Origin of the sequence: Bacillus cereus group sp. MYBKT111-2 (genome assembly GCF_051915205.1) — a bacterium.
GTDB lineage: Bacteria > Bacillota > Bacilli > Bacillales > Bacillaceae_G > Bacillus_A > Bacillus_A paranthracis.
Genome location: NZ_JBQAEG010000014.1, coordinates 15,836 through 28,508, shown reverse-complemented (window position 1 = coordinate 28,508; position 12,673 = coordinate 15,836). Strand labels below are relative to the sequence as shown.

The following is a 12,673-nucleotide window of genomic DNA, read 5'->3' as shown; positions in this document are numbered from 1 at the left end:
TTTATCTCTCGACAGTTATATATGAGAATTAAGCTCATTTTTTCGTTTTGGGGTGAATCTGTTTTCTTAAGTTGATGGGCATGGGGTCGCGCCCACATTTTAACGAAAATATACGCTAAGCCAATTTCAGCATAAAGCGAGTCATCTTTTTTCTTAAAATAAAAAGATGACTCGCTTTACTTAAACTGTTGAATATTTGATGTTTACTCTACTATTCATAGCCAAAAACCATACAAAATGAAAATATCCCTAACTATTTTCACTTTTTTCAGAGGCAACTGTATAGGGCTTTTCTTAGTGCAAGTTCTCTTGGTTCATTGGCCATGCCAAATCCATGTTTGTTCATCGCGTAAGCATAACCTAACTTTTCATCTGGATCGGCAAAACAGAATGATCCTCCTGCGCCTGGATGACCAAAAGAGCTTTCACTTCGCCCGAATTTCATATCTGAAAAGTGTTTCCAAAATCCCAAAGAATAGGCTATGTTTATACAATTCACATGATCATAATACCCTGATGTCGGAGGTATAGCTCTTTTCCTTAATTCATTTATTGTTTCTTCCCTTAATCCGAGAGTTTTTGCACCACTAGCAAAAGCACCATAAATTTTCGCCATTGCTCTTACTTGCCCCACGCCATTTCCTGAAGGGAATTCTATAGATAAAATAGGACGATGATTAAAATTATCATTTGCAACGAATTTTTTTGGATCTACTAAACTTCTAGCTACTAATGACTTTGTATTAAGAAAACCAAGTAACATTTTTATAGGTAACTTTGTCATCCCCTTAAGTAACTGAATAGGGTGATTTATTCCTTCAATAGTTGTTATTTTCTCTTCAGAAATATCCTTAGGAAGACCAATATAAAACTCTGCTTTTAGAGGTTCTGCGATTTCTTCTTGAAAGAAATCTTTTAGGGTCCTATGTTTAGGGTCTGTTCTTTTAATCAGTTCTCCAATTAAGGTTCCAATTGTCCAGGCATGATAGCCTTGAATTTTCCCAACCTCCCAAGCAGGTTTGCTTGCAGCAAGGGAATTTGATAGACGAGAGGTATCTAAGTCTTCTAACATATCAATTTTAAGTTCATTGAGAGGTGACAATCCAGCTTGATGTGCTAAGAGCTGTCTAACGGTTATTTTGTCTTTTCCATTCTGAGCAAACTCAGGCCAATATGAACACACTTTCTCATCATAGTTAATGTAACATCTCGAATGCGCTAAACTTAAAGCCAATGCAGCAAAACCTTTTGTAGCTGAAAACACTTGAACAAGTGTATCTTTTTCCCATTCTGCACGAGTTTGTCGATCTCGATATCCACCCCATAAATCAACGACTGCTTCATTATTAATGTATACAGAAAAGGCCGCTCCAACTTCCCCTCTCTCACTAAAGTTTCTAATGAACTCATCCTTTACCAGTTCAAACCCCGGTGCAACAAATCCATGAATTAATATATTATTTTTTATTGCCATATCTTTTCCCCTTTATTTAGTATAATTCGACCTTTTATCACAGCTAACATTTATGTATTTACAAAATACAAATAATTCAATAAAATAAACCTATCAGATATTTGACTAAATGTCTATAAATAGTCAAATAAAAATAGGTGGGGATACATTATGGCAAGAATTTCATCTGAGCAGAGAAAACAGATACATGAAAATCTTCTCGTTAAGAGTAAAGAGCTGTTTATTCAATATGGATTCTCTAAAACTAGTATTGATGACATAGTAAATGCATGTGGAATCGCAAAGGGTTCTTTTTATTCATATTATTCATCAAAAGAAGAGTTGTTTTACGCAGTATTGCGAAAAGAGGAAGAAGTAAAAAGTACAATTATTTCAGAAATTATGTGTGAGTCTCTACCGCCAAAAGAACTTTTAATTCGTTTCTTTGAATTATCTTTTAAAACTATAGAACAAAACCCATTTTTACAAAGTCTTTATCAAAGAGGTGAATATGATCGAATTGTGAAAAGACTTCCTAAGGAACTTCTAGATAAACATGCAAAGGAAGATTTAAATAGTTCTTTAGAGTTTGTGAAGTTTTTACAGAAAAAAGGTGTTACAGAAGATGATCCCGAAGTACTTATTGGCCTTTTTCGAACAGCCATACTTATTCCATTACATCGTCAAGAGATTGGAGAACCGACTTTTTCGAAGATGATGAAAAAGATGATCGAATGTTTATCAGAAGGTCTAACAAAACATAAAGAGTAATTTTTATTTATTATAAAGTTGCTACTTTGGGGCTTCCGTTTTCACTTCTATAAAAATTATGATTCAGGGATGTAAGCTTTCATATCGAAAGCTTAGTACTTTATTTTATTATCTAAAACATTGTTTATGGAACAGCAGATAATAAATCAAAAAGTCTCAGAAACCTCCGTTTTTGAGACTTTTTGATTTGTTCTATTCGATGTTAAAAGAATGCTATATTTCCAGTCTCAAAACTTGTCTTAAAATCAAAATCTCATTATTCCTTTATCTTATGAGTTATGAGACAATACAAAAGAATATGGGGGTGATAATTTGTTAATTGGCTACGCTCGTGTATCCACACATGATCAAAATTTGGATTTACAGAAAGATGCTCTTATACAAGCTGGGTGCAAACGGATTTTTACTGATGTAGTAAGTGGATCTACCTCATCGCGCTCTGGATTAGATGAAGCTCTTGATTACGTACGCGAGGGCGATACATTAGTAGTTTGGAAATTAGATCGCTTGGGTCGTTCCCTCAAGCACCTTATTGAAACCATCAATATATTAAATGAAGAAGGAATTGCCTTTCGAAGTCTTCAGGAAAATATGGATACTTCTACAAGTGGAGGGAAACTCATTTTTCACGTATTCGGAGCATTAGCTGAATTTGAGCGAGAAATGATTCAAGAACGTACACAAGCTGGATTGTCAGCCGCTCGTGCACGTGGTCGTCTGGGTGGAAGACCTAAAGCGATGGATACAACACAGGTTTCTATGGCAAAATCTTTAATGAAGGATCCAAATTATTCTACTGAAGATATATGTAACACCTTAGGTGTTTCAAGAGCTACATTGTATCGATATCTGCAGAAAGCGAAATAATAAATACAAGGGGGATGAATTCTAATGTATGTGAGAGTAAGAGGACTTCTTACAGCAGAAGAGCGAAAGCAATATATGCAAATCCCCTCTGATATAAGCGAATGGATATTAAGTACATACTTTTCTTTCAGTCAGCATGATATCAAAATCATTAATCGCCATCGGAGGGATTATAATCGTCTAGGTTTTGCTATTCAATTAAGTGTTTTACGATATTCAGGATGGCCCTTATCTGATGTAGGAGATATTCCGAATGTCGTTTTAGAGTTTGTAGCTACACAAATTGGTGTAAATACAGAAGATTGGGGACTCTATGCTCAACGAGACGCTACACGATATGAACACATAGAAGAGATTCGAAAAGAATACGGTTTTCGTAACTTTACAATTGCTGACTATCGAAAGTTATCTAAATTTCTTCAACCACATGCATTAAATAATGGAAATACAACATATCTCATTGAAATAGCATTGCAAGAACTCCGTACTTGGAAGATTATACTTCCTTCGATGGCAATTATAGAACGAGCAATATGGGAAACACGTAAACGAGCAGAGAAAAGCATATTTAAGATGCTAACATCATCTTTAACCTTTTCACAAAAGGAAAAACTAAGCGGGTTGCTCCATTTCATGCCTAACTCTTCAAAAACTTATTTAGCTTGGTTAAAAGAAGTACCTGGTCAATTTTCACCAGAATCTTTTTTAAAGGTTATTGAGCGCTTAGAATACATAAAAGGACTACAGTTAAACATTAATACAAAAGGGATACATCCTAATCGACTACGACAACTATCTCGAATGGGAGCACGCTATGAAGCTTTCTCATTTCGAAGGTTTAAAGAGATAAAAAAGTATGCCATATTGGTGGCTTATCTATTCGATTTAACTCAGGATTTAATTGATCAAGCTTTTGAGATTCATGATAAACAAATGATGAATCTTCAATTAAAGGGAAGAAAGCAGCAAGAGGAAATCCATAAAAAAAACGGAAAAGCGCTAAATAAAAAAATTCTTCATTATGCAGACTTAGGAACTGCATTAATTAAAGCTAAAAAAGAAAATGTGAATCCTTTTGTGGTATTAGAAACAGTCATGCCCTGGGATAAATTTGTAGCTTCTGTAGAGGAAGCTAAACAACTGTCTCGACCTATAAATTATGATTATCTTGATTTATTAGAAAGCCGATACAATTACCTACGAAAATATACTCCTACATTACTTAGAGCCTTAGAATTTCAATCTACAAATTATGCTAAGTCTGTATTAAACGCTTTAGACGTCATCCGTGAACTAAATGACTCAGGAAAACGTAAAGTATCACAAGGGGCCCCATTAGCTTTTGTTTCAAACAGATGGCAAAAACATATATACGACGAAGATGGAAACATTAATCGACATTTCTATGAATTAGCTGCATTTACCGAACTACGGAATTATGTACGTTCTGGAGATATTTCTATTGTGGGAAGCCGGCAGCATAAAGATTTTGATGAATACTTAGTACCATCTCAAGATTGGATTGATAGTAAAGAAATTGGAACACGCTTAGCAGTTGCTACACATGCCGATGAGTATATAGCGGAACGAACACAAACTCTATTAAAGCGAATTGAAACATTCTCTAACAATGCTCACTCATTAGATGGAGTTGATATTGACAAGGGAAACCTACACCTCCAGCGTTTGGAAAAGGATACTCCAGAGGAAGCCAAACAACTAAGTGCTAAACTCTATCACATGTTACCTCGGGTTAAGCTTACAGACCTACTTCTAGAAGTAGCGAACTGGACAGGCTTCGAGCAACAATTTATTCATGCATCCACAAACAAACCACCTAAAGGGGAAGAAATCATTATTTCTCTTGCTTCACTTATGGCTATGGGAACAAATATTGGACTTACGAAAATGGCAGAGGCTACACCAAATATCTCTTATCATCAGTTAGCTAATGCAAGTCAGTGGCGTATGTACGATGATGCATTAAATCGTGCACAAGCAATATTGGTTAATTTTCAACATCGGCTACCCTTGGCTTCTTACTGGGGTGACGGTACTACTTCATCATCGGACGGAATGCGGGTTCAAATTGGGGTATCCTCTTTGAGTGCTAGCTCGAATCCACATTATGGATCTGGTAAAGGAGCGACTATATATAGATTCGTAAGTGATCAATTTTCTTCCTTTTACACAAAAGTTATTAACACGAATGCAAGAGATGCTATACATGTGATTGATGGGTTACTTCATCATGAATCTGATTTAATGATTGAAGAGCATTATACGGATACAGCCGGCTATACTGACCAAGTATTTGGCTTAACTCACCTGTTAGGATTCCGTTTTGCACCCCGATTAAGGGACTTATCGAGTTCTAAATTGTATACAATTGGTTCACCTAAAGATTTTTCAAATATAGAAGGTCTTATACGGGGACAAGTGAATATGAAATTGATCTATGAAAATTATGATGACGTTTTACGTATAGCCCATTCAATTCGAGAAGGAAAAGTGTCCGGTGCACTAATTATGGGCAAGTTAGGTTCTTATACTCGCCAGAATAAAGTAGCAAAGGCATTAAGAGAAATGGGTAGAATTGAAAAGACTATCTTTATTTTAGATTATCTTTCAGATAAAACGTTACGTAGAAAAGTTCAACGAGGGTTAAACAAAGGGGAAGCAATGAATTCACTAGCAAGAGCAATATTTTTTGGGAAACACGGAGAATTCCGTGAACGTGCTCTCCAAGACCAATTGCAACGAGCAAGTGTATTAAGTATTCTCATTAATGCCATCATTATATGGAACACCGTATATTTAAGTAAGGCTGTAGAGATGTTAAGAAGTACGCATGGGTTTAACGAAGAACTATTAAAACATATCTCACCACTAGGATGGGAGCATATCAACTTTTTAGGTGAGTACCGATTTAATATGAAAGATACTACAACGTTAGAATCTCTTCGTCCTTTACAACAAGCCTAAAAATAAGAGCCGGATTTTTCTTAGAGTAGAAAATTCGGCTCATTTTATGTCGAAATTTGCTTAAAGTATATTTTCGTTAAAATGTGGGCGGGACGCCATAAAGAAGGGAAAAAATGCAACAAAAGGTTAAATTAAAGTCACAAAATGACATAAAACAGACAGTTTTTTTATTGTTAGAATATTCTTTCAGGGGGGGATTATAAGAAGGAGATTCATGTAGTTCGTTAGGTTTTTTATGTTCAATCATGTAACCGCTTTCTCTCTATTATTAAAATTAAGTTGAGGGAAAAATTACAGAAAAGGAGAATGAAAATGAATGGAACTAAAGGTATGAAGTTTAATAAGATATTAAGCTTAGCTATAGCTACAGTAGTATGTACAACTTCTTTAGGGATAACAACATCGGCAGAGACTATAGCAAAAGATAAGAGTGAAATAGTTAGTACTACAAATAATGAATCACAAAGAACGGTATCATTTAACGATGATTGGAAATTCAATTTAGGAGATGTAGCAGGAGCGAAAGAAAAAGATTTTAATGATAGTGAATGGAGAAAGTTAACGTTACCTCATGATTGGAGCATAGAGTTAGATTTTAATAAAGATTCTCCAGCACGCCATGAAGGTGGATATCTAGATGGAGGAACTGGTTGGTATAGAAAGAGCTTTGTACTTCCTAAGGAGATGGAAGGAAAGAAAATAAGCATTAACTTCGGTGGAGTATACATGGATAGTTATGTTTATGTGAATGGCAAGCAGATTGGTAACAATCCTTCTGGATTTACTCCATTTTCATTTGATATTACAAATGATGTAGTATGTGATGGTGTTACGGAAAACGTTATAGCTGTAAAGGCGACAAATCAGCAGCCAAGTAGTAGATGGTATTCAGGTAGTGGTATATATAGAGATGTAAACCTTACCGTGACTGAAAAAGTTCATGTTGCAGAGTATGGTACTTATGTAACTACACCAGATTTAGAAAACGAATACAAACAAGGTAGAGCTAAAGTTAATATTAAAACAGACATTATGAATGAGGAATCTACAGATAAAGAGGTAAGTGTTAAATCAGTTATATTAGATGCGAAAGGAAATAGCGTAGCGGAAAACATAACTACTGAAGTAGTTAGTGCAAGTGCTACTAAGAAATTTAATGCAGATGTAGCTGTTGAACATCCAACACTTTGGGGAACTGAAAATCCATATTTATATAAGGTAGCTACTACTGTAATAATTGATAATAAAATAGTGGATGAGTATAAAACAGATTTTGGTATGAGATGGTTTAATATGACACCTAACGATGGCTTTTTCTTAAATGGGAAGCAAATGAAGCTTAAAGGCGTTAGTATGCATCATGATCAAGGAGCTTTAGGTGCTGTTGATAATAAAACATCAATAAGAAGACAAGTGAAAAAGTTAAAAGATATGGGAGTAAATTCTATAAGGGTTACTCATAATCCTGCATCTCAACACTTAATAGATATTTGTAATGAAGAGGGGATTTTACTTGTAGAAGAATCTTTTGATGGATGGTATTTAGCAAAGAAAACCTATGATTATGCAAGGTTTTTTGAACAAAAATCTATTCATGGAGATATGACCTGGGCAGAGTATGATCTTAAGCGAATGGTTAATAGAGGGAAAAATGCACCGAGTATAATAATGTGGTCAGTAGGGAATGAAGTATGGGTAAGTAATCAAGAAAAAGGACAGGAAACTGCCAAAAAACTCGATAATTGGGTTAAAGAGATAGATAATACAAGACCAACTACTTATGGGGAGTCATTATTCCAATTGGGTGAAGGTGAACATGAGAAGGCAGTTGATAAGGTTGATGCAGCTGGATTTAATTATGGTGAGGATTATTATGATTTCTTTCATAAAAAATATCCAGAATGGATTATTTATGGATCAGAAACATCCTCAGCACTAAGAAGTAGGGGGGCCTATGCCCATCCTGAACAAACAAACGTATGGGATCATCATTCAGATTTGCAACAATCTTCTTATGATAATGATTATGTTCCTTGGGGTAAAACAGCAGAATCATCATGGAAGATAGATAGAGATAGAAAGTTTGTATTAGGTCAATATATTTGGACAGGTTTTGATTATATAGGAGAGCCAGCACCATACGATAAATTCCCATCAAAATCTTCATATTTTGGTGCTATAGATACAGCTGGATTTGAGAAAGATATTTTTTATTTCTATCAAAGTCAATGGTCAGATAAGCCAATGGTTCATTTATTACCACACTGGAATTGGGAAAATAATGATAGCATAAAGGTTGACGGAGATAAGATATTATTATATGCCTATACAAATACTAATTCTGTGGACTTATATTTTAATGAAGATGTAACAAGTACTGATTTAGGTAACTTAGTAGAAAGTAAAGGATATGAAGTTACAAATGCAGGTTACAATGGAACATATAAAGAGACTAAGGATGGTAAACTTCACTTAGAATTTAGAGTTCCGTATAAACCAGGTAAATTAACTGCTGTTGCAAAGGACGGAAATGGTAAAGAAGTGGCGAGAGATGTAGTTAAAACTGCTAAGGATGCTAAAAAGATTGATGTAAGTGCAGATAGGCAAGTTATAACTGCAGATGGATATGATTTATCATTTATAACAGTAGATGTAACTGATGAAAATGGAACTTTAGTACCAAATGCTGATAACTTAATCAATTTTGACGTGAAAGGTAATGGTAAGATTGTAGGAGTAGACAATGGTAATGCTGCAAGTGTTGAGAGATATAAAGATAATAAGAGAAAAGCGTTTAATGGTAAGGCTTTAGTTATCGTTCAATCAACAAAAAATGCAGGCTCATTTACATTGACTGCAACAAGTCAAGGCATTTCTTCGGATAATATAACAGTATATACTGTTCCAAAAGAAGAGTTAAGTGAAGATAAAATAGTAGGATATGATGTAAACGATGTCATCGTACCTATTAATGGGGAACTAAAACTTCCAGAGAAAGTAACAGCACTTTATTCAAACGCAACTAAAAAAGAAGTAGATGTTACTTGGGATGCAGTTCCAGCGGATGCTGTAAAAACTCCTGGGATATTTACAGTTAAAGGAAAGGTAGCAGGTAGTGATAGTTCAGTAAATATAAAAGTAATTGTTAAGAACGTTATTGCTGTATTAGATGCTAGGATGTTAATACCTGTTGGCAAACAAGCTAAGCTTCCAAAAGAAGTATCAGTCGTAAGCAATGACGGAAGTATAGAAAAGTACCCAGTAAATTGGGAGAGAGAGTTAACAGCAGAGGATGTTAATTCCCCTAAAACGATTACAATAGAAGGCAAGATTGCAGGAGTAGAAAGCTTAACTGCTAAAGTTATCGTAGTTGTATCTGATCATTTTAAAGAAGTAAATATGGCATTAAATGAAGGGAAAGCTTATCCAAAGGCATTTGGTTCATATACTACGGGATGGGATAGTATAAATGATATAAATGATGGCGTGGTTTCTAAGGGGAACAATCCAAAAAATAGATGGACAAACTGGGGTAAACCTGGAGAAAATTATGATGATTATGTTGGTATTGAATTCGATAAAGAGCAGTCTATAAATAAAATAGGGATTTCATTATATAGTGATTCTGGAGTTGCTATTCCAAGCGAGATTTTAGTTGAATATTGGAATGGTAGTGAGTGGATTGGAGTTTCTAATCAAAGTAAAACAAAAGGATTCTCAGCAGAAGGTATAGAAAAAATTACTTTTGATGAAGTAAACACAACAAAAATAAGAGCTTTATTAAAGGAAGATACGGCAGCTAATAAAGCAGTTGGGCTTACTGAATTCTATGTTTATTCTGATGTAGTAGAAAAGGTAGGAACAGCACTACTAAGTGATATTAAAGTAGATGGTGTAGCTGTTGAAAACTTTAATGAAAATAGTAATGAATACAGAATGAATCTACCATATGGATCAAAAGTGCCAGTAGTTACAGCTACTGCTAAGGATAATGCAAGTGTATTTGTAGTTCCGGCGTTACATGCTGATAGTATCGCTACTATTATTGTAATAGCAGCAGACGGAACAATTAATAATTATATCGTTAATTTTTCAGAAGGTGAGCCACAATTAACTTCAGCAACAATAGAATTAGCTAAGAAGGATATAATTGAAGATGATATTGTTAATGTTAAAGTAGAGGGTAAACTAGAAGATGATTCTTTAATTGGATCAGATCAGCTACAAATAAAATATAATTTATCTTCAGATAATACAGGAGAAGCTAAAATAGAAAATGGTAAGTTATATGCTTATAAAGAAGGAACAGTAACTTTACATGCAGAGGTAACTTATAGAGGTAAGACTGTTACTACTAACGATATCGTAATAAATATTGGAAAGAATACTACCCAAAAGACTATTACTTCTTATGAAAAAGTAAATATAGAAACTGATAAGGGAGTTGCACCAATATTACCAGAAAAGGTAAAGGCGATCTATGATACTGGATTACCTAGAGAGGTAAAAGTTACTTGGGGTGAAGTAAAAGAAGAATTATATAATAAGTATGGAGTATTTGAAGTGGAAGGAACTGTTGAGGGACAAGCTTTAAAAGTGAAGGCAAGCGTTGTTGTAAAAGGATTATCAGCATTACAAAATATTTCAATGGCAACGAATGTAAAGGTAGAGCCAAATCTTCCACAAACGGTAAAGGCTTACTATACAGATGGAACAATAGTTGATCTTCCTGTTACTTGGAAAGATTATGATAAAGAGTTATTAAGTAAAGTTGGAATTTTTGTTATAAATGGAATAGTAAACGGAACAGATAAAGCTGTAACTGCAAGTATCAGAGTAACTAATGAAACTGTGCAAGGGGATAATATTGCCGGTTTTAAGAATGGATTTAGTTTACCTATGGCAATAGCTTCATTTACCAATGAAGTTCCAAATGATAGTGTAAAACATATAAATGATAATAAGGATGATACAAGGTGGACAAACTGGCAAAGTACGTCTAGAGATAGTGATTGGGTTGGAATTATATTTGGAACTGGAGTACCAGAAGAAAAATATATAAATAATTTACAAATTAGTTTCTATGAGGATTTGGGATGTAATATTCCAAGTAATTTTGAAATCCAATACTATATTGGTAAAGATCTTATTTTACCAAGCAATCCGGGACAAGTATTGAGCGATAGTGAAAACCCATTAAATGATGATAAAAATTGGGCAACTGTAACAAATTTAGTTGCGAATCCGGATGTAACATCATCAACAACTCCAAATAAATATAAATTTGATATGGTAAAGACAAAGGTATTAAGAATAAAGATGAAATCTACAAGTGGTAAATCTTTAGGAATAAAAGAAATAAAAGCTTTTGAAGAGAGGGAAAAACAAAATTCAGATTTTGTTGTAAATGATATAAAAGTTAATGGGAAAGGTTTAGAAGGTTTTGCAGCTGATAAATACAACTACACAATTAAATTAGCTGCTAATAAAGAATTACCAGAAATAACTGTAGATGCAACTAATAATGCATCATCATCTGTAGTTTATACTGTAAATAATTCAGAGAAGTTAGATGTTATTGTAAGGTCTGAAGATGGACTGAAAGAAGTTAAATATGGAATAACTTTAGAAAGGAAAGGTAAGTTGAAGAAGACGAAGTTGATAAGACAGCATTAAAGTGAACTGACCCCATAAAGCTAGACAGGTTATTTCATTAGGCAACTGTTAGGGCATGAGTTCGGTATTGCTTACCGGGCTCATGCCTTTTAATTTTACCTTAATTCGTTTTTGGTTATAAGGAGGGTTCTGGTGCAAAGATAAAATGAAAACCAGTAAAACGCATATATTCCTAACAGAATGGTATTTTAGGGGTCACCATACATGCCAATCACTCCCAAAGGAACGTTATTCTTTCTAAATAAGCTAGATTAGAAAGGATAACGTTTTTTACACTTGGGGGTAGTGAGTTTTCTTAAGTTGATGGACATGTATAGTGACCCCTAATATACCAATGGTTAAAGAGATTAATTTAGGTAAATATTCAAATTTAACGCCATTTGATGGTAATATTGAAATTGATAATAAAAAGATATTAGAAATGTTAAAGTCTGCAAGCAAGTAAAGAAAGTCTTATGTAAAGAATCCGTAATTGTCGCGAAAGAGAAATGATTACTAAACCTATGTTAGAAGGAAATTATATACCCCTTAATGTAGTAGATGCTGTTAAATTAATATGATTTATTTTCATATCACGTAAAAAAGCTCTTTGAAAAAACAAGAGCTTTTTTCTTTGCAGGAAAATCCTAACTATCATGGAATACTGTCACTAGGAGGTGTTGTAACGTTATGACGGACGAAATTGTTTATTTCGCTAGTAAAGTATATAAACACTAGGAATAAGTGATAGCACCCTTAGAAAGTCCGTGGAAGTGTTACAACGCGAAGCAATCAAGGGATATAACGATGGTTTGTATAACGTTGATGGTAGTCAATGGATTTTAGATGACTATGTAAGATTTGACAAGTAAAACAAGAGCCGTCCTTAATTGGGCGGCTTTTTTTAATTTATTCTCTGAAAGTTTTTTTACCATTTCTTCG

General features: G+C 34.2%; 5 protein-coding genes. 4 read left to right on the top strand and 1 reads right to left on the bottom strand.

Going from position 1 to position 12,673, the window contains the following annotated elements; translation table 11 throughout:
- Nucleotides 1-268 precede the first annotated feature (268 nt).
- Nucleotides 269-1,474 (bottom strand): serine hydrolase domain-containing protein, encoded by a 1,206-nt coding sequence (locus ACTFNE_RS25635; RefSeq protein ID WP_439998476.1) that lies wholly within the window; start codon nt 1,472-1,474, stop codon nt 269-271.
- 150 nt (nt 1,475-1,624) lie between these two features.
- On the opposite strand from ACTFNE_RS25635, the gene ACTFNE_RS25630 reads away from it, so the two are divergent.
- The 4 genes from ACTFNE_RS25630 (at nt 1,625) to ACTFNE_RS25615 (ending at nt 11,752) form a co-directional block, all read left to right on the top strand.
- Nucleotides 1,625-2,224: a TetR/AcrR family transcriptional regulator gene (locus ACTFNE_RS25630; protein WP_439998474.1), complete on the top strand. Its 600-nt coding sequence runs from the start codon at nt 1,625-1,627 to the stop codon at nt 2,222-2,224.
- Between the two features lie 312 nt (nt 2,225-2,536).
- A complete protein-coding gene (locus ACTFNE_RS25625) occupies nt 2,537-3,091 on the top strand; it encodes a recombinase family protein (protein WP_439998472.1) in 555 nt (184 codons plus the stop codon).
- 24 nt (nt 3,092-3,115) lie between these two features.
- Nucleotides 3,116-6,076 carry a Tn3 family transposase gene (locus ACTFNE_RS25620; RefSeq protein ID WP_439998470.1) on the top strand — a complete coding sequence of 987 codons (2,961 nt, stop codon included), beginning with the start codon at nt 3,116-3,118 and terminating at the stop codon, nt 6,074-6,076.
- A gap of 312 nt (nt 6,077-6,388) precedes the next feature.
- Nucleotides 6,389-11,752, top strand: a complete 5,364-nt coding sequence (locus tag ACTFNE_RS25615; RefSeq protein WP_439998468.1) for an Ig-like domain-containing protein — start codon at nt 6,389-6,391, stop codon at nt 11,750-11,752.
- Nucleotides 11,753-12,673: the final 921 nt, after the last annotated feature.

Excerpts from the sequence above, each read along its gene's own strand:
- ACTFNE_RS25630 (WP_439998474.1), top strand. The coding sequence starts at position 1,625 with ATGGCAAGAATTTCATCTGAGCAGAGAAAACAGATACATGAAAATCTT.
- ACTFNE_RS25620 (WP_439998470.1), top strand. The coding sequence starts at position 3,116 with ATGTATGTGAGAGTAAGAGGACTTCTTACAGCAGAAGAGCGAAAGCAA.
- ACTFNE_RS25615 (WP_439998468.1), top strand. The coding sequence starts at position 6,389 with ATGAATGGAACTAAAGGTATGAAGTTTAATAAGATATTAAGCTTAGCT.
- ACTFNE_RS25635 (WP_439998476.1), bottom strand. The coding sequence starts at position 1,474 with ATGGCAATAAAAAATAATATATTAATTCATGGATTTGTTGCACCGGGG.